The sequence below is a fragment of the Shewanella sp. MF05960 genome, assembly GCF_050849305.1.
In the GTDB taxonomy this organism is placed as follows: Bacteria; Pseudomonadota; Gammaproteobacteria; order Enterobacterales; family Shewanellaceae; genus Shewanella.
Window position 1 is genome coordinate 176,705 of record NZ_JBOZPS010000002.1, and the last position, 18,031, is coordinate 194,735.

The 18,031-nt window shown below is 42.8% G+C and carries 18 protein-coding genes; 9 read left to right on the plus strand and 9 right to left on the minus strand.

From position 1 onward, the window contains the following. The first annotated feature begins 86 nt into the window (after positions 1–86). A complete protein-coding gene (locus ACROAE_RS02480) occupies positions 87–473 on the plus strand; it encodes a DUF2750 domain-containing protein (RefSeq protein ID WP_432399343.1) in 387 nt (128 codons plus the stop codon). A gap of 26 nt (positions 474–499) precedes the next feature. Continuing rightward, the gene (locus tag ACROAE_RS02485) at positions 500–961 is read left to right on the plus strand and encodes a hypothetical protein (RefSeq protein WP_432399344.1); all 462 of its coding nucleotides are present in this window, start codon (positions 500–502) and stop codon (positions 959–961) included. Between the two features lie 90 nt (positions 962–1,051). Here ACROAE_RS02485 and erpA read toward each other — a convergent pair whose 3' ends face one another. Both erpA and ACROAE_RS02495 read right to left on the minus strand, forming a co-directional pair. Continuing rightward, on the minus strand, positions 1,052–1,402 hold the full coding sequence (erpA, locus tag ACROAE_RS02490) for an iron-sulfur cluster insertion protein ErpA (RefSeq protein ID WP_160053015.1): 351 nt from the start codon (positions 1,400–1,402) through the stop codon (positions 1,052–1,054). 24 nt (positions 1,403–1,426) lie between these two features. Beyond that, complete coding sequence (locus ACROAE_RS02495) at positions 1,427–2,197, minus strand: DUF6776 family protein (RefSeq protein WP_432399345.1); 771 nt, start codon at positions 2,195–2,197, stop codon at positions 1,427–1,429. A 52-nt stretch (positions 2,198–2,249) separates the two neighbouring features. Between ACROAE_RS02495 and ACROAE_RS02500 the strand changes: the two genes are divergently transcribed. The 4 genes from ACROAE_RS02500 (at position 2,250) to nhaD (ending at position 8,132) form a co-directional block, all read left to right on the plus strand. Continuing rightward, on the plus strand, positions 2,250–3,989 hold the full coding sequence (locus ACROAE_RS02500) for a chloride channel protein (protein ID WP_432399346.1): 1,740 nt from the start codon (positions 2,250–2,252) through the stop codon (positions 3,987–3,989). Positions 3,990–4,229: 240 nt separating this feature from the next. Continuing rightward, a complete protein-coding gene (locus tag ACROAE_RS02505; protein WP_432399347.1) occupies positions 4,230–5,249 on the plus strand; it encodes an aspartate carbamoyltransferase in 1,020 nt (339 codons plus the stop codon). 26 nt (positions 5,250–5,275) lie between these two features. Then, on the plus strand, positions 5,276–6,562 hold the full coding sequence (gene hemL / locus ACROAE_RS02510) for a glutamate-1-semialdehyde 2,1-aminomutase (protein ID WP_432399348.1): 1,287 nt from the start codon (positions 5,276–5,278) through the stop codon (positions 6,560–6,562). 322 nt (positions 6,563–6,884) lie between these two features. Continuing rightward, positions 6,885–8,132 carry a sodium:proton antiporter NhaD gene (nhaD, locus tag ACROAE_RS02515; RefSeq protein WP_432399349.1) on the plus strand — a complete coding sequence of 416 codons (1,248 nt, stop codon included), beginning with the start codon at positions 6,885–6,887 and terminating at the stop codon, positions 8,130–8,132. 120 nt (positions 8,133–8,252) lie between these two features. On the opposite strand, the gene ACROAE_RS02520 is transcribed toward nhaD, so the two are convergent. Both ACROAE_RS02520 and ACROAE_RS02525 read right to left on the minus strand, forming a co-directional pair. Beyond that, a complete protein-coding gene (locus ACROAE_RS02520; protein ID WP_432399350.1) occupies positions 8,253–9,350 on the minus strand; it encodes a general secretion pathway protein GspB in 1,098 nt (365 codons plus the stop codon). Then, entirely contained in the window at positions 9,350–11,002 is a 1,653-nt protein-coding gene (locus ACROAE_RS02525) for an AAA family ATPase (RefSeq protein WP_432399351.1), read from the minus strand. The genes ACROAE_RS02520 and ACROAE_RS02525 overlap by 1 nt, the downstream gene beginning before the upstream one ends. A 130-nt stretch (positions 11,003–11,132) precedes the next feature. Between ACROAE_RS02525 and ACROAE_RS02530 the strand changes: the two genes are divergently transcribed. Next, positions 11,133–12,365: a multifunctional CCA addition/repair protein gene (locus ACROAE_RS02530; protein ID WP_432399352.1), complete on the plus strand. Its 1,233-nt coding sequence runs from the start codon at positions 11,133–11,135 to the stop codon at positions 12,363–12,365. Between the two features lie 279 nt (positions 12,366–12,644). Next, positions 12,645–12,911 carry an Lpp/OprI family alanine-zipper lipoprotein gene (locus ACROAE_RS02535; RefSeq protein WP_124017059.1) on the plus strand — a complete coding sequence of 89 codons (267 nt, stop codon included), beginning with the start codon at positions 12,645–12,647 and terminating at the stop codon, positions 12,909–12,911. A gap of 476 nt (positions 12,912–13,387) precedes the next feature. Here ACROAE_RS02535 and ACROAE_RS02540 read toward each other — a convergent pair whose 3' ends face one another. The 4 genes from ACROAE_RS02540 to folB all read right to left on the minus strand — a co-directional run bounded on the left by ACROAE_RS02540 (position 13,388) and on the right by folB (position 16,068). Continuing rightward, the gene (locus tag ACROAE_RS02540; RefSeq protein ID WP_432399353.1) at positions 13,388–14,224 is read right to left on the minus strand and encodes a putative RNA methyltransferase; all 837 of its coding nucleotides are present in this window, start codon (positions 14,222–14,224) and stop codon (positions 13,388–13,390) included. Positions 14,225–14,327: 103 nt separating this feature from the next. Beyond that, positions 14,328–15,125, minus strand: a complete 798-nt coding sequence (locus tag ACROAE_RS02545; protein ID WP_432399354.1) for an undecaprenyl-diphosphate phosphatase — start codon at positions 15,123–15,125, stop codon at positions 14,328–14,330. A gap of 25 nt (positions 15,126–15,150) precedes the next feature. After that, complete coding sequence (gene folK / locus ACROAE_RS02550) at positions 15,151–15,675, minus strand: 2-amino-4-hydroxy-6-hydroxymethyldihydropteridine diphosphokinase (RefSeq protein WP_432399355.1); 525 nt, start codon at positions 15,673–15,675, stop codon at positions 15,151–15,153. A gap of 39 nt (positions 15,676–15,714) precedes the next feature. Beyond that, positions 15,715–16,068 carry a dihydroneopterin aldolase gene (gene folB, locus ACROAE_RS02555; protein WP_432399356.1) on the minus strand — a complete coding sequence of 118 codons (354 nt, stop codon included), beginning with the start codon at positions 16,066–16,068 and terminating at the stop codon, positions 15,715–15,717. 266 nt (positions 16,069–16,334) lie between these two features. On the opposite strand from folB, the gene plsY reads away from it, so the two are divergent. Beyond that, positions 16,335–16,964 carry a glycerol-3-phosphate 1-O-acyltransferase PlsY gene (gene plsY / locus ACROAE_RS02560; RefSeq protein ID WP_432399357.1) on the plus strand — a complete coding sequence of 210 codons (630 nt, stop codon included), beginning with the start codon at positions 16,335–16,337 and terminating at the stop codon, positions 16,962–16,964. 24 nt (positions 16,965–16,988) lie between these two features. Here the strand turns inward: plsY and tsaD are convergent, their stop codons facing one another. Next, entirely contained in the window at positions 16,989–18,005 is a 1,017-nt protein-coding gene (gene tsaD / locus ACROAE_RS02565; protein ID WP_432399358.1) for a tRNA (adenosine(37)-N6)-threonylcarbamoyltransferase complex transferase subunit TsaD, read from the minus strand. Positions 18,006–18,031 lie beyond the last annotated feature (26 nt).

The window sequence follows — 18,031 nt, forward strand, 5'->3', positions numbered from 1 at the left end:
CAATGCGGGCCTCAATGTTATGATGACCGCAAATTTGCCAAATCGATTGGGTTTAGCAAAGCCTTTACTAATTAATGAGAGTCAATATGAGCAACAAAGTTAAAAGTGTATCTGAGTTAATGAATCTTACGCCAGAAGGCCGTTACGATTATATGGTTGAGCAAGTTAAAACAGAACAAACCATATGGACTCTGCAAGATCAAGATGGTTGCGTCATGCTAACCACCGAAGATGAAGATTGCATCCCGATGTGGCCATCGGAAGAAACTGCCGCACTTTGGGCGGTTGACGAATGGAATGAGTGCGAACCATTGGCGATTCCATTGTCAGAATTCCAAGAACGCTGGGTGAGCGGTATGGAAGATGACGATTTATTTATTGCGGTATTCCCCGTTCAAGAAGACTTAGGCGTGGTTGTTCCACCCTATGAAGTTAACGAACGTTTAACGCCAAAGTCGCAAGCTAAGCATTAATCAGCACACAAATTGAATAGAGCATAATGACCCAAGAATCAACTCAGCCAGTCACCACTACTGATGCGGCCAAACCAAGCATACCAAAGCGACTAGTCGCGTTAATGTTGGTTTATGTCATTACCTCGGTTGGCGGTCTAATTGCTGCTCAATCAATGTCAGAACTCAGTGCGATGTTATGCGTATTAACACTGATGTTAGTGCTCGGCATTATGGGCCGGCAAAAAGCGGCTTTGTATTTATTGCGGGTTTACAGTCTGCTTCAACTCATGCTTTGCAGTATGCTACCGATTATTATGTACGACCCTGATAACCTTGACGCTGGGCCTACCACCGTGGATTTTGGTGCGTTCCAAACTGTGGTGCCAGACTGGATTCTTTATAGCATGCTTATCGCTGTGGGGATGCTACAAGTGTGGATAAGCTTTAATACCAAGGTCAAAGCATGGTTTAAGTCGCGCATTAACTTCAATATTATTAGCGGTTAATCTTCTCGCTAAAATGGTACAAAAAAGCCGTCTCTCGACGGCTTTTTTATTATAGGTTTGTTACCCAACAAGAAGTTTCGGATATAACGATTACACCGAGAAACTCGCACCACAACCACAGGTTGTCGTTGCATTCGGGTTTTTAACAAAAAAACGAGAACCTTCAAGGCCTGATGTATAATCCACTTCGCCACCCATAAGGTATTGAAGACTCATTGGATCAACAACAAGTTGTACGCCTTGCTTTTCAATAGTGAAGTCACCTTCGTTGACTTTTTCATCGAACGTAAAGCCATACTGAAAACCAGAGCAACCACCACCTGTAACGTATACACGTAGTTTTAATTCAGGATTCTGTTCTTCTTCTAACAGCCCTTTTACCTTAGTTGCTGCAGCATCGGTAAATTGGATCGGCATTGCTGCATCAGTTTGTTCAGTCATTACTACCTCTTACTTCGGTGTCTACTAAGAATTATCCTTTACCTGACTATTTTGTTCAAGTATTACCCGCAGTTCTTTTTCACCCATCAATAGCTCAGGCACATTATAGGTTTGCTCAATAGCACCGCCTTTAACGCCGCGACTCGCATTCACCTTCACTTTAACGGCTATCCTTTGCAGGCTAAACCCTACAGGTAGAACAATATCGCTGTCCATAATTTGAAAATAACTAAATTCAAAATCTAACTTTTTGTTCAATAACTTATTTAATGACAGTGAACTGGACTTGCCATCTTGGCTTCCTATTAACGTCACCTCTGCACTGGCCTTCACTTTCGCTTTGCGTTTTTGTAACTGAGTGAGCACGATTCGTAATTGAAATTGCTCGGCACTCACACCTTGCACTAGCTCTACTGTATTAATGGCAACGCCTTCAACGTCGGCATCGGTCACCATCACACTGCGATAAAATGCGAGTTCTTTTTCTAACGCTTTTTGCTGAGTCAGTTGTTGGCTAAACATATCTTGCATTTCTTTATTGGCATTTTCAGCAATACTTAATGCCATATTACGGCTGGCTAAGACTTGAGCTTGCTCGTCAAGTTGCTGTAATAATTTACGCTTGCCACTGGCACTATTGGGCGTTGCCTCTGGAGCAAACGACAGCCAAAGATTAAAACTGACGGCGCCCAATAGAAATGACACCAGCACTAAGCTGAGTAAGTATTTGCTCGATGTCCTATTTTTACGTTCTAAAACTTGCAGTCTGTCTAACCAACGGTGATAATTTAACATTAGGTAACAACCTTTTAAAGAATTCGAATGCCAATGAGCCTAGAGCTAAACAGTGCAATTTAAGATAAATAAAGTCGCTATTATTCACGCCAAAAGAGCGGCGCGCAAATATCTGCACAATGAATTTAGAGATAAACTGTCTCAAGCCAAAATTAGTGTACAACTTTGTGCACTGGCTCTGCTGTTTGCAATAATAGCTTCAGTGGTCATTATTCTGTTTCGCTTAAGCCTAGTTTGGGCAGAACAATATCTGCTTTCGGACACGAATACTATCAGTTCAACATTAACGGACTGGCGAAGTTATCTGCCGTTGATTGGCGCGGCATTAATTTGGTTATTGTCATTACTAGGCTCAAAGCGTTACCGCCGTATGGGCATTGCCTATGTTCTGCATCGATTTAAGTTACATTATGGCAAAGTGCCACTGCAATCTGCTGCTGGGCAATTTTTTCAGGCCTTAATTGCCCTCATGAGTAACTTCTCTGTCGGTAAAGAAGGCCCGGCGATCCACCTTGGCGCAGTAAGCGCCAGTGTGATGGCAGAGAAATTCAGCCTGCCAGATAATAGTGTGCGTATTATGTGTGCAAGCGGCATAGCCGCAGGGATTGCTGCAACCTTTAACGCGCCACTCGCGGCCGTATTATTTGTATTTGAAGTCATCGTACGCGAATACAAAATCCATTATTTTTTCCCGATTATGTTATCGGCCATTTGCGGCGCAGTATCGAGCCAATTGGTGTTTGGTAACGTGCATGAATACGAGCTGATTAATGTCATCCGTATTCCACTAGACCACTATCCCATTTTGCTTATCGGCGGTGTGGTGCTGGGCTGCATTGCGGCACTGTTTAACTTTTCACTGTTAACCGTAACAGCAAGAGGTCAAAAGTGGCCGCTAATTTACCGATTACTTATTGCCGCGACGATCACCACATTGATTGGCTTAGTGATGCCACAAGCGTTAGGTTCTGGTGACTTTGCTATTCATGAAGCCATTAGCGAACACCCTAGCCTGCTGTTTTTAATTGGCTTACTGCTGGCAAAAATGCTGGCCACAATCGCCGCCATTGGTTTTGGCGTACCCGGTGGATTAATTGGCCCACTTTATGGTATTGGGGCGTTAGTGGGCGCTATTTTGGCTATTTTAAGTAGTTTGTTATTTCCCTCGATTGCGCCTTATGTTGGCTTGTATACCGTCATTGGCATGACCGCAATGATGGGCGTTTGTTTAAGCGCGCCATTAGCTGCTCTGGTGGCCTTACTCGAACTGAGTAATGACACATCCATTATTTTACCGGCGATGTTTATTACCATCCCGGCATTTTTGGTGGCTTACCAGGGTTTTAACACTAGCTCTATTTTCTTAAAACAATTAGACATTATGGGGCTGGGGTACAAGGTTGCACCATTGAACCAGGGCTTACAAAAGAAAGGGGTAAGGGTATTAATGGACCGCCGCTTTGTGATTGTTAACGATGACGATGAACTGCTGCTTGAAGTATTAAAGCGCGCCGAGGGAAGACCTGTACTGGTGCGAAATGGCGAAGGTCAAATAGAAATGTTACGCCTCGAAATGCAGTCTTTTGAAGACTCAACCACCCTGTCTCGTCACCCTATGCCAGGATTGCCAGACAGTGCCACACTCAACGAAGCCTATGAAGCTTTAGCGGCAAAACGTTCAGGTGAAGTGTATATTTATCGAGACAGCCCCAATAATCCCAATGGCCAAAAAGTAGTTGGGGTAATTAGCTGGACAAACTTATTGCAAGAAATCCGTTCAGGGCAAATTTAAAGGTGTTTTATTAACCTACTGCGCCAGAATATACCGTGAATACACCGCCAATAAACGTCACTGATTTGTTCTATTTCGCAGTAAGTGAATCTCGACCAGCATATTTATCTGCTGTTTATTTTCTGCTACAATTTTGCCTCAGCCACATGATAAAAAAAACCGATAAATACCCTATAAATAACGGTAAAATAGCACGCTGTTTTGGTGACTATTTTACCCTACACTCTGGAAATCAGGCTGATGATGCAGTTCGAAGGTTCACATATCCTTTCCGTAAGCCAGTTAGATCTGGATTCAATAAACACTATTTTTAACGTCGCTAATAAAATGACCCCTTACGCATTGCGTGAAAAACGCACCAAGGTGTTAGAGGGCGCTATTTTAGGTAACCTGTTTTTTGAACCTAGTACCCGTACTCGCGTCAGCTTTGGCTGTGCATTTAATTTACTGGGTGGCCATGTTCGTGAAACCACCGGAATGGCATCGTCGTCATTATCAAAAGGCGAATCGCTCTATGATACCGCCAGAGTGCTGTCGACTTATTCTGATGTGATTGCCATGCGCCATCCCGATGCTTATTCAGTTAAAGAGTTTGCAGAAGGCAGCCGAGTGCCAGTCATTAATGGTGGCGACGGCCCAAATGAGCACCCTACTCAAGCCTTGCTTGACTTGTTTACCATTAAAAAAGAGCTCAGCCACGCAGGCATGGGCATCGACGGTATGCACATTGCCATGGTAGGTGATTTAAAATATGGCCGAACAGTTCACTCTTTATCGCGCTTACTTTGTATGCATAAAGACATTAAGTTCACATTGATTTCACCCAGTGAGCTAGCAATGCCTGACTATGTGATCGCCGACATTGAAAATGCTGGCCATAAGATCACAATAACAGAGCAACTTGAAGGTAATTTACATCATGCCGACATTTTGTATTTGACCCGCATTCAAGAAGAGCGTTTTCCGTCACAAGAAGAAGCGAACAAGTATCGCGGCAAATTTCGCTTAAATCACAATATTTACACGCAGCACTGCAAGTCTAATACTGTGATTATGCACCCGTTACCACGAGATTCGCGCGCACAAGCAAACGAGCTCGACAATGATTTAAACAGCCATCCAAGTTTGGCTATTTTTAGACAAGCCGACAACGGCTTACTTATCCGTATGGCACTCTTTGCATTAACACTTGGAGTTGAAAATCAACTCGAAAAGTATGAGTGCCCAGTAAACTGGTATTCACGTAAAGCCGATAGATAATTGGCACACTATATTAAGGATTAGACATGACCCGTTCCGAAGTATTATTTGAACAGGCTAAAAAGACCATTCCAGGTGGCGTTAACTCACCCGTTCGTGCCTTTAATGGTGTTGGTGGTTCGCCGTTATTTATCGAAAAAGCCGATGGTGCTTATATTTTCGATGCTGACGGTAAAAAATATATCGACTACGTTGGTTCATGGGGACCGATGATTTTAGGCCATAATCACCCTAAAATTCGTCAAGCTGTATTAACGGCTGTAGAAAATGGTTTGTCATTTGGTGCACCAACTGAATTAGAAGTCAGAATGGCTGAAAAAGTCATCTCGATGGTGCCATCAATGGAGCAGGTCCGTATGGTGAGCTCAGGTACCGAAGCGACCATGAGCGCCATTCGTTTAGCCCGCGGCTTTACTAATCGCGACAACATTTTAAAGTTTGAAGGTTGTTACCACGGCCATGCAGACTGTTTGTTAGTTAAAGCAGGTTCTGGTGCATTAACGCTTGGTCAGCCAAGCTCGCCAGGTATCCCTGAAGACTTTGCTAAACACACGTTAACAGCAACCTACAACGACCTTGATTCTGTGCGTGCTATTTTCGAACAACACCCAGACGATATCGCTTGTATCATCCTTGAGCCTGTTGCTGGCAACATGAACTGCATTCCACCTGTAGACGGTTTCTTACAAGGCCTACGAGCGATTTGTGATGAATTCAATGCGTTACTCATCATCGATGAAGTCATGACAGGTTTCCGTGTGTCTATGAGCGGTGCACAAGGCTTCTATGGCGTAACGCCAGACTTAACGACACTAGGTAAAGTGATTGGCGGCGGCATGCCTGTCGGTGCTTTTGGTGGCCGTAAAGACATCATGCAATATATTGCTCCAACGGGTCCAGTTTACCAAGCGGGTACTTTATCGGGTAACCCAATTGCAATGACTGCAGGTTTAGCGCAACTGGAGGCATTATGTGAGCCTGGTTTATATGAGGCGCTTGCCGATAAAACCAAACGTGTTGCACAAGGCTTTAAAGCGGCTGCAGACAAGCACGGTATTCCGTTAAGCATTACTTATGCTGGCGGCATGTTTGGTTTCTTCTTTACTGAAGACACTGCACCAATGACCTCGTTTGCTCAAGTCACTCAATGTAACATGGAGCATTTCCGTCATTTTTACCATGCAATGTTAGATGAAGGCATATATTTAGCGCCTAGCGCTTATGAAGCAGGCTTCTTATCTATGGCTCATGGCGATGAAGAAATTGAATACACATTAGCCGCTGTTGACCGTATTTTTGCTGCTATGAAGTAAATCATGCTAAGGCTTAACGCCATTTTACGTTAAGCGCATAGTTGATAACAAAAATAGGATAAACAACTAAGTTGTTTATCCTATTTTTATTTGTGTTAACAAATTCCTATCCCCTTTTCCCGTGTTCATTATTTTATCCACGACTTTGGTCGATAATTAACGAAAAAAACTGTGATCTATATTGCGAAAACGTCCGTGGTGTGATGTGATCGCACCGCCAAAAACAAGCTTAATTGAACCTTAAAACACGGTTTGTATTAAGTGAGCAGAAATTCACGGTAATGAGCTTAATTACCTACAACACAAAGTTGGAATTGCAGTCATGCTACATACCTTTCTTATCTCGCTTGCAGTGCTTGCACTGTTAAGTATCGTGCTCGAAGAAGTTACCCATATTAATAAAGCAAAAACCACCTTGTTCCTTGGCTGCGTTGCCTGGATCACCCTCTTTATGGCCTCTGGTAGTCCAGAAAACAGTAAATTGGTAGGTGAAGAACTCAATGAAAACTTATTAGAAATTGCCACTCTGTGGTTGTTTTTAATGTCGACTATGACCTTTGTGGCATACCTTAATGCTAAGGGTATGATCCAGGTATTAGTGCAGAAAATCTTCCCACAACAAGTGTCAGTGCGCATGCTGATGTTGCAAGTGGGTATGTTTTCGTTGGTGCTATCAACCTTTTGTGACAACGTAACGGCCACCTTAGTGTCTTTGGGATTGCTCACCACGTTCAATTTAGACAGCCAAATGCGTCGCCGTATGGCAGTGTTGATTATTTTTGCGGTTAACTCTGGTGGTGTTGCGCTTATTACTGGTGATGTGACCACCTTAATGATTTTCTTAGCCGGCAAAGTGCATATCTCTGAGTTACTGATTTTGTTCATACCTGCAGGGATAAGTGTTGGTTTACTGGCGGTATTATTTTCACTTAAAGCCGAAGGCCGTGTGAGTACCACACCTGTTGAACAAAATTACAATACGGTCGATATCGTTATTGGCTGCATTTTCTTCGCGACCATTATTTTAACCATGGTACTTAACGTATTGTTTGGTATTCCACCAGTATTAACCTTCTTATTCGGTTTGTCAGTGATGTTCTTAGTGGGCCGCACGAACAAGAGTAACAGCGAAGAAGTACAGGTACTTGAATACATACGTCAGGTTGAATTTGATACCTTATTATTCTTCCTAGGGATCTTATTATTGGTCGGCATGCTGAAAGAAATTGGCACACTTAACCTGCTAACCGATGTGTACGGAATGTACAATCCAAGTATTTCTAACTTCTTTACAGGTATGGGCTCAGCACTATTAGACAACGTGCCATTAACGGCGGCGTTATTGAAAGCCGATCCTGTGTTAACCACGGCGCAGTGGTTAAGCTTAACCTACGCTGTCGGAGTCGGTGGGTCATTACTTATCATCGGTTCTGCGTCGGGTATTATCGCCATGAGCAAAGTAGAAGAGCTAACATTTGTAAGCTACTTAAAATATGTACCAGCTTTACTATTATGTTATTGCATAGGTTATGGCTTAACTTTGTTTTTAGCTAACCATATCCATAGCTAAAACAGCATAAGCAGCACTTCAATACCCAACAAAGGCGCATTCAGCGCCTTTGTTGTTTTTAAACTTGTTGATATTCGCTATTTAGCTTGAGTAGCCTGAACTCATGATAAGTAATATCGGCTATATCGCTGGTACTCTAAATTGCTCGCCATTAATATCCAGTACGATATCACGAGGACGAATTTCAATAATCGTCAGTTTATTTTGAATCATGTTCCCCTGTTGTAACTCGACACCATCGACATTTAACCAACGGTTATTGGGCTCCGATGAATACACATGCGCATTAATAGTAAACTCTGGTACTTGTAACTGCACACTCGCAGGTAAGTCGCCATACTTAGGGATCTGTTGATTACTCGATTTTGGGATAGGATCAAGCTTTGGCTCTGTCACTTGTTGATTAACTGATTGTTCAAACTCAACATCTTTAAGTGCAACTTCAAACGCTGCCAGTAAGTTATTACGCTCATCGACTGAAGGGGCTTTAACCGAAGCAAAGTCGACTTCTTGGGCTGCGGTATTAACCTGCATTCGTAACGCCTCAAGTTCGGCTAATCCTCGTCTGTTAGCATTGGCGCCTAGTATTATTTGCTCTTGCTGACGAGCCTGTTGCTGAGCTAATTGTTGTTGAGCTTGTTGTTGTCGATCTTGAAGCTGTTGATCTTGAAGCTGCTGCAACTCACGATTAGCGACATCATTGTCATTAAAACGATTATCTTGATTATCATTTGATGCCACGGTGTTTGGCTGTGAATAAGCCTCTGTTATCTCAGTATCATTAACATAACCATTATTGTTATTAGCATATGGAGATGCCGCTGATGCGTTAGAAAATTGATTAAACGGTTTGGCTATCGGCAGCGCCACTTTACCCGCTAAACGGATCTGGTCATTGGTTTGAGAAGCTGCGTCATTATTGTTGTTCACTGATGTGGACTTAATGATTGGAGCCCCTGGCTGACTTACTCCCACAGTTTTTTCAGGTTCAACCTGTACATCAACCTTTGATAGAGGTGGTGACGGTACTAACAACACGCTCATCCCCCACGCAGCACCTATACCTAATATTATTGCACCTGCAAGTAAACTGTATGGATTCAACTTCCTCGCAGGGCGTGATGGCGAGGAATAATGAGCGCCAGGTGTAGACATTAAGTCTGCTACATCGACTTGCTGCTGTTTATTACGATTAACAGCATCTAATAAAATAGACATTAACGGCGTACCTCGGCGGCGGCTAACCTTGGACCTTGCTGACTCAAATATAAATTAAGTTGTATCAGTGTTTGGCTGCCGGCAATGCCATCTGGCTTTAATCCATGCTGACGCTGAAATTGCATTAATTGCTGCTCTAAATCACTGTCAAACTGAGTTAATAAACGAGCTCGACGCTGATCCACCATGGCTAAACTATTTTCAAGCCATTGCACTTGCGCCAAACTTGAAGACTGACCAATCTCACGAGGCAACACACTGTCGGGTTGCCATAAAATTTCAAACGTGCCGCTAAAGTGTCGGTCAAACCAATCTTTATTTACCCAAAACTGCTGCTCGCCTAGTTGCAATAAAATCTGCTCAGCTTGACGCTCAACAATCACCCCGTAAAACACATTGGCTTGTGCATCTTGCAGGTAAACAACCGCGGGGTAATTTAAGCGCATAATGCTGTGCCAATTACCTTGCTGCTGGTAACAGGCTAACTCTTGCTGTTGCGCGGCCTGACAAGCAGATAACCCCATAATGGGCTGCTTATTCCATAAACCAAATAAACCGGCAAATGCATTATCGATACTGCTGCTTTGTAACATCGCCTGACGTAAAATTTGCTGCTCTGCATTAACCGCAGGCAGGGTTTGTACTGGCTGCTGTACTACTACTGCTGCTGGCCGCGTATTGTCGATACCTGATGTAGCGGCATTAGCAGAAACAGGAGGCAATATTGCCGCTGTATTGATGTTTTCATCAATGGTAGAGCGATTAAACAGATAAAAAGATAAACCAAACGCCAACACCAGTGCGGCAGCAGCAACAAAAGGCCAGCGCTTATCTGAAGACACATCAATATCGCCTAACACTTCAACCGCAGCCTGATTGACCATTTTGTGATCAATCGGTACTTTCGCCTGGCCATATCCCGCCATTAATGCACGTTCGCACAATAAATTGGTTAAACGCGGGATACCGCCAGAATGTTTATGCAATGCAGCTATCGCTTTGCGCGTAAATAACGGCTCATGGCGGCCAGCCACTTGTAATCGATGCAATACGTATAATCCGATCTCATCTTTATTCAGTGGTAATAAATGATAGCGGGCAGTAATACGCTGTGCTAATTGACGTAAATCTTGGCGTTTCAGTAATTGTTGTAATTCAGGCTGCCCAATCAAAATCACTTGCAGCAACTTTTTAGTGTTGGTTTCTAAATTCGTTAATAAACGCAGTTGCTCTAAGACTTCGGAGCGTAAGTGCTGCGCTTCATCAATAATCAATACCGTGTTGCGTCCGTTTTTATGATTATTAAGCAAATACATGCTAATCAAATCTGTAAGCTGCTTTAACGTAGGGTTGTCGCCATAGATAATTTCCAGCTCGTCACATAATGTGGCTAACAGCTCTAGCTCGGTCAAAGAAGGGTTAAGAATAAAAGCGGTGTCTGTGTTGTCGGGTATTTGTTGCAACAAACAACGCGACACGGTAGTTTTTCCGGTACCGACTTCACCGGTTAACAATACAAACCCACCGGTTTCACCCAGGCCATAAGTTAAGTGAGCCAACGCTTCACGATGACGGTCGCTTAAGAACATATAATGAGGGTTAGGCGCAATTGAAAACGGATTATCATTTAATCCATAGAAGGCTTTATACATTCGACCAAAAATCCTTATTTGAAACTGACGGCTCACGTTAATGCTTGTGTGTTTGCTTGTCAAAAGTTAGCCGTAAAAATCTAACTCTGATAATATTTAAGCCACTTATTATTACACGTTGTGGTACGCCATGAAGATTTATTTAGTCGGCGGGGCCGTGCGCGACACCCTTCTTAATCAAACTGTTGTTGATAAAGATTACGTGGTGGTCGGTAGCAGTGTCGAAGAAATGCTTGAACAGGGTTATCAACAAGTCGGTAAAGACTTTCCTGTATTTTTGCACCCCAAAACTCAACAAGAATATGCCTTGGCCAGAACGGAGCGAAAAACCGGTAATGGTTACCAGGGGTTTAGTTGCGATGCCAACAAACAAGTGACTCTTGAAGAAGACTTATTGCGCCGAGACTTAACCATTAATGCCATCGCGCAAGACGAGCAAGGCACATTGTATGACCCTTACCAGGGCATAGCAGACATTGAGGCTAAAACCTTACGCCATGTGTCACAGGCATTTGTCGAAGATCCACTTCGTGTTTTGCGCGTTGCACGTTTTGCTGCTCGATTTAATCATTTAGGCTTTACTGTCGCGTCAGAAACTATGCAGTTAATGACCGATATTGCTAATAGTGGTGAACTCGAACATCTTACACCAGAGCGTGTATGGCAAGAATGCGACAAAGCGTTAGGCAGCCAAAGTCCGCAGATATTTTTTGAGGTGCTAAAACAATGCCAAGCCCTTGTGGTGTTATTTCCTGAAATAGATGCATTATTTGGCGTACCACAACCTGAAAAATGGCATCCCGAAATCGACAGCGGTATTCATACGCTAATGGTGTTAGAACAGACAAGTTTATTAAGTCGTAATAAAGCGGTCCGTTTTGCAGCGCTAGTGCATGATTTAGGTAAAGCCCTTACCCCAAAGCAAGACTGGCCGAAACATTATGGCCATGGGCAAAAAGGCTTAACTGCCATTAAAAAGTTATGTGCCCGTATCAAAGTGCCAAATGACTATCGTGATTTAGCACTATTAGTGAGCGACCAACACCAAAATATTCATAATGCCTTTGAACTTAGAGCAGAGACTATCGTCAAATTGTTTGATAAAGCAGATTTTTGGCGTAAACCACAACGTCTCACCGATTTATTGTTATGTTGCCACGGTGACATAAGAGGCCGCACTGGGTTTGAACACGCTTTATATCCGCAAGCAGAATATTTACAGCAATGTTATCAGCTCGCAACACAGGTAGATGTTCAGTCAATTATTGCGGAGGGCCATCAAGGTGCACAAATAAAAAACCAATTACAGCTTAAACGCATTCAACGTGTTAATGACTTTAAATTACAATTGGTTAAAATCTAACAATTATGCTACAAAAGAGTGTGAGAACGTTTATGATAAAAAGCGAAAAAATGCAATTTTTAGCAGTGAATAAGCAATAAATCACTAAGATTTATATAAAATCGATAAATAAATGTCCTTTTAAGCTTGTAGACTTGCAATTTTCATTTATTTCGCTATTTTAAGTAAATATTCTTTTGTTTGCCTATAGCAAATAAAAAAAACTGTGACATAATTACGCCGTTGCAAAGGCACACGCCGTTGCACTATTTAACAACCTATATATTAAGGGATTTACCCATGAACAAGAAAGTACTGATGATTGCTGGTGTTGCGATGACTGCTTTATTAGGTGGTTGTGCTAACACTACTGCTTTAGAAGAAAGCGTAGCAAACCTAGGTAACAAAGTTGATCAACTATCAGCAGAAGTTGGTTCTTTAAAGTCTGAGCAAAGCAAGCTATCTGCCGATGTTAAAGGCGCTAAAGCTGCTTCTATGGACGCACAAGCCGAAGCTAAACGTGCTAACGACCGTTTAGACAACATGGCTTCTTCTTACAAAAAGTAAGAATTGCTATTAAAAATTAGCTTATATTAATAGGTTGATTATTAGGGCTTGATTGTTGATTTACTACCTAGGTAGCTTTCAACGTCAAGCCTTAATTATTTGTGCAATATAAAGAATCAAGCAGTATCAAGCAGTATCAAGCAGTATCAAGCAGTAAATCTAAACACCTCCGACAACTCTACATCCCCTACCAATCCACACCCGTTCAGTTAGTATTTCCCCAATGTATTTTCAACCATTTAATCTTTCTAAACAATCCTATAGAAATCTGACTATCCGCGATTAATTCTTAGTCTATGACCACTCTCGTATCAGGCGACTACCATATCAGGCTACTATCATATCAGGCCGCGAAACGCTTTAGCCCTTATATCATTCCGCATTAATAAGTGATGACTCAGCGAGAGTTTAAAAGGGCTTAAATAAGGCGCATGACTGAATGAATGTTTGTTATCACTTGTCATCAGGTTAGACTTTTATAAGCGCTTCTTGAGCGTAATGATCTGCCAATCAAACTCAAGTTCAGATATCGCAGTCGCTTTGATTTGGTGCTTTAACTCATCATTAGCCCGCCAGCCAAACACCGACATTTCTAACAACGTGAGCGCTTGCTCGCCTGTTACAGATTGAGTAAAACTCACTTGCTGCTGTGATTCAATTTCAAGCTCATTAGGTAAATTAAGCTGTAACGGCTTTTCAACCAAATCTGGATACACTTGTTGCTTAATTTGCCACAAATGGCGCACGCCGGGCTGTAACATCAAAATTCGGCCATCATCCTTTAATACTCTAATACACTCTTTGCCTTTTAAGAGTGAATCGAACACGGTAACGACATCCATTGATTGAGTCGCAAAAGGCAGTTTCTTCAGCGCGGCTAAAATTAATTTTGCTGGGGTTTGCGCTTTAGCCGCTGCAAATATTGCATTCTCGGCGTCAGTAATCCCCCAATGTTCACACGCAACACCAGCCTCTACAACGGCAGGCACTAGCTGGCGCAAGTAATAGCCGTCGGCACACTGGTAGTCCAGATGCTCAAAAGCCTGCTCACTGGTGGCATTTAATACGCTTAACAACGCTGTTTGTAATTGGGTTATAAGCGGTGTGAATAGCCCTGACTCCAACAAAAAATGACGACCGCGCATTTGCTGGCGCGACAACACTTGAGGTTTAGTTTTGGTATTACTCAGTAACGGCCAATAACCTTGTGCATGTTTATCAAAATGGTGTTTATTGTCACAATAAAAACCCATTGAAGCTTGATGTTGATTTATCGGTGCAGCGCACACTGGGCATAATAGCGGTAGAGTCATAGTAAACCTTAACTCGAGATAACAAACAGTTACCCATAATGAAAACAAAAAACGGGTATTGCTACCCGTTTATAAAGTGTGTAATTAATTTTTAGCCATCGTCTTAAAGATAGAGCATACCAAGCAATAAGCCGCCTAATAATAAACGGTAAATCACAAATGGGGTCATGCCGATTTTGCTAATAAACTTTAAAAAGTAATGAATGCACAAGTATGCCGCAATAAACGACACCACAATGCCTAATCCAAGTGCTTGATAATCAATAGCCGCAGGGCTTTCAACTAAATCTTTAGTGACCAGTAAGGCCGCACCAAAGCTCACAGGTATCGACATTAAAAACGAGAAACGCGCCGCAGCTTCGCGGGTTAACCCCAGCATTAACGCTGCAGTCATTGTTGCACCAGAACGTGATGTTCCGGGGATCAGTGCCATCGCTTGAGCTAAACCGATAAGCAGGGCTTTTTTCCAGCCCATTTGAAACTCGTTTAATTGCGCTTTTGACATGCGGTCTGCCAACCACAGTAATAAACCAAACACGATGGTCGTAATGGCAATCACTAAGGTATTTCTGAAATGGGTTTCAATAAATTCTTTCGCCGTAAAACCGACGATTACGGCGGGGATCGTCGCTAAAATTATCCACCAAGCCAATTTACTCTCCTGGCTTTGCTTACCCGTAAAACTACTAAACCATGATGTAGTTAAGGTCACAATGTCATGACGAAAGTAAATCACTACCGCAAATAACGAGCCTGTATTGACCGCGACATCAAATGAAAGCCCTTGATCAGACCAGCCAAAAAGCTGTGAGGGTAAAATTAAATGCGCCGAGCTAGAAATGGGTAAAAACTCAGTCAAACCTTGAATTAATGCCAGCAAAATAACTTGAAACGTGTCCATATTTTTCCTTGTGGGGAGTCACTTTTTAGAGGGTTGATAACGTAATGTTTAGTTGTAATTCTGCTGGAAAATCAAACGCGATAGGCCACAGACTTTGACAGTGTTTGTCATATGCTTGCCAAAGAGAATGATAATTTTTTTGCACAACCGGGTGATGTAAATCTGGCGCTATTTCAGCTAATGGCCACAATACAAAGGCATTAAATAAGATTTCACCTCGCGGGAGCTCAACTGGCAAGTTGCATATTGTGTCATCGTATAGCAGTAAATCAATATCTAAGCTTCGCGGACTAAACTTCTTCTCGCTTTTAATGCGGCCATTGGCCTGTTCAATCTGTTTAAACGTTGCGACCACATCTGCAATGCTCAAATCTGTATCTGCAGCGGCAACCATGTTTAAAAAATTGGTGCCTTTAAAACCGACAGCTTCGCTTTCAAATACCCGCGATAACTGTAAAGCGCCAAAATACTGCTGCAAGTCAAGCAAGCCGGCTTTAAGGTGTTGCTCAGGAGAAATATTGGTCCCTAAGCTGATATAAATACGTGCCATTGACTAACCCAAATGCTAATACGGTAAAAAGAAAAACACTTATATACGTCCACGTTCAATCTCAACGCCGACGGAAGCGGCATGTGGGACAGCACCAGGCTTCATCACCACCACTTTAACCCAAGGTACGTTAAACTCATCTTGCAAGCACTGTGCAATCATTTCGGCAACGGTTTCGATTAATTCAATTGGCTTTTCAGTGATTAACGCTGTTAGGCGATTCGATACGGTTTCATAACATAACGCATGTTCGTACTCGTCACTGGCAGCGGCAAGACGATTGTCCCACGCCATATCTAAATCAATTAGCAGAGTTTGGTGAAGCTTTTTTTCCCATTCATAAATACCGATTACGGTTTCTATGGCTAACTGACGTATAAGCACTTTATCCATGCAACTATCCACCTTAAAGACTTAAAAAGACCCGGAGATCATCCTAATCAAACTTTATTACCGATTATATGCTTAATAATACACATTTGGTCTTTTTCCTAATGAATTAAAACAGTAGGATAAGCGCTGTTGTGCAATTAACATCATTTGAATCAACTCATCTGAACCAACAATGTTAACGTGAAGACAGTGTCAGTGGATACTGAAAAATATCTGCCTTGCAAACGAATGCGCGATGATACCCTAAGAAGAGTAAGGAAACCAATTTGAACACCGTTATTGTCACAATATTGATGATCATCGCCGCGTACCTAGCAGGCTCGATCTCAAGTGCCGTATTGGTTTGTAAAATAAGAGGTTTACCCGACCCTAGAACCAGCGGATCAGGCAATCCAGGTGCCACAAACGTATTGCGGATCGGCGGAGTGAGCTCTGCAATTTTAGTCCTCTTTTTCGATATGCTCAAAGGTGCACTGCCCTCTTACCTGGGCTATAAAATAGGTCTTGATGCCGCATCACTCGGATTTATTGCAGTAAGTGCCTGTCTTGGTCACATATTCCCGCTGTTTTTTGGCTTTAAAGGCGGTAAAGGTGTAGCAACCGCATTTGGTGCAATGGCGCCCATTGGTGGCGATTTAGCCTTGTGCCTAATCGTTACCTGGATTGTGTTTGTGCTTATTACGCGTTACTCATCGGTTGCGGCCATGGCAGCAGCAACACTCGCGCCTTTTTATACCTGGTGGTTAGATGATAGATTTATTCTGCCTGTTGCGATGCTTTCTACGTTGATTTTAATTCGTCACAAAGACAACATCGCCCGCTTACGTATTGGTGAAGAAAGTAAAGTTTCTCGAAAAAGATCCATAAAAAAACCTAACTCATCTAAAAAAAGTTAGGTCTTCGTGACTCACTGTTAACGTTTAATCTACCGCTGGCAATGTGTCTAAAGGCCAACGAGGTTGCCCTTTAACAGACAAAGGTTCAGTCTGCCCAGCACGTAAACGCTGCAATCCGGCATAAGCAATCATCGCACCGTTATCGGTACAAAACTCACCGCGTGGGTAATATACTTTACCGCCTAAATTGGTCATCATTTCAGCTAATGACTCTCGTAAACGTGTGTTGGCGCTCACGCCGCCGGCTATCACTAACCGCTTATAACCCGTTTGTTTTAGAGCACGCTTGCATTTAATGGCCAATGTATCGACAACGGCCTCTTCAAATGCGCGAGCAATGTTTGCCCGGGTTTGATGATCGTTAGGCTCTGCTGCAATCGTGTTCGCGGTAAAGGTTTTTAAACCAGAAAAGCTGAAATCTAATCCCGGTCTATCTGTCATTGGTCGCGGGAATTTATACCCTGCAGGCTCACCTTGTTGCGCTAATTTAGCTAAGCGTGGTCCACCGGGATAATCCAGTCCCATCAGCTTAGCCGTTTTATCAAAGGCTTCACCTGCAGCGTCATCAACCGACTCCCCTAATACTTGATAACGACCAATGCCTTCAACTTGCACCAACATAGAATGACCGCCTGACACTAACAGTGCGATAAACGGAAATTCTGGCACATCATCTTCTAACATAGGCGCCAATAAATGGCCTTCCATGTGATGCACACCCACGGCAGGTTTATTCCACGCATAAGCCAAAGAGCGACCTACACATGCCCCCACAAGCAATGCACCAATCAACCCAGGGCCTTTGGTGTATGCCACGCCATCAATGTCATCTAAACTTGAATTGGCTTGTGCTAGAGCCTGCTTAATCAAAGGCACAATTTTACGTACATGATCACGAGATGCGAGCTCAGGCACCACACCACCATAATCGGCGTGCAATTTAACTTGGCTGTATAGCACATGCGACATTAAGCCTAATTTATCGTCATACACTGCAATACCAGTTTCATCACAGGATGTCTCTATACCAATAACCCGCATAATCTCTCGTCTTCATCAAAAATATG

Coding starts and splice junctions, on each gene's coding strand:
- ACROAE_RS02540 (WP_432399353.1), bottom strand. CDS start 14,224: ATGACTCTACCGCTATTATGCCCAGTGTGCGCTGCACCGATAAATCAA.
- ACROAE_RS02485 (WP_432399344.1), top strand. CDS start 500: ATGACCCAAGAATCAACTCAGCCAGTCACCACTACTGATGCGGCCAAA.
- nhaD (WP_432399349.1), top strand. CDS start 6,885: ATGCTACATACCTTTCTTATCTCGCTTGCAGTGCTTGCACTGTTAAGT.
- ACROAE_RS02505 (WP_432399347.1), top strand. CDS start 4,230: ATGATGCAGTTCGAAGGTTCACATATCCTTTCCGTAAGCCAGTTAGAT.
- ACROAE_RS02535 (WP_124017059.1), top strand. CDS start 12,645: ATGAACAAGAAAGTACTGATGATTGCTGGTGTTGCGATGACTGCTTTA.
- ACROAE_RS02545 (WP_432399354.1), bottom strand. CDS start 15,125: ATGGACACGTTTCAAGTTATTTTGCTGGCATTAATTCAAGGTTTGACT.
- ACROAE_RS02530 (WP_432399352.1), top strand. CDS start 11,133: ATGAAGATTTATTTAGTCGGCGGGGCCGTGCGCGACACCCTTCTTAAT.
- hemL (WP_432399348.1), top strand. CDS start 5,276: ATGACCCGTTCCGAAGTATTATTTGAACAGGCTAAAAAGACCATTCCA.
- tsaD (WP_432399358.1), bottom strand. CDS start 18,005: ATGCGGGTTATTGGTATAGAGACATCCTGTGATGAAACTGGTATTGCA.
- ACROAE_RS02495 (WP_432399345.1), bottom strand. CDS start 2,197: ATGTTAAATTATCACCGTTGGTTAGACAGACTGCAAGTTTTAGAACGT.
- erpA (WP_160053015.1), bottom strand. CDS start 1,402: ATGACTGAACAAACTGATGCAGCAATGCCGATCCAATTTACCGATGCT.
- ACROAE_RS02480 (WP_432399343.1), top strand. CDS start 87: ATGAGCAACAAAGTTAAAAGTGTATCTGAGTTAATGAATCTTACGCCA.
- folK (WP_432399355.1), bottom strand. CDS start 15,675: ATGGCACGTATTTATATCAGCTTAGGGACCAATATTTCTCCTGAGCAA.
- ACROAE_RS02525 (WP_432399351.1), bottom strand. CDS start 11,002: ATGTATAAAGCCTTCTATGGATTAAATGATAATCCGTTTTCAATTGCG.
- ACROAE_RS02520 (WP_432399350.1), bottom strand. CDS start 9,350: ATGTCTATTTTATTAGATGCTGTTAATCGTAATAAACAGCAGCAAGTC.
- folB (WP_432399356.1), bottom strand. CDS start 16,068: ATGGATAAAGTGCTTATACGTCAGTTAGCCATAGAAACCGTAATCGGT.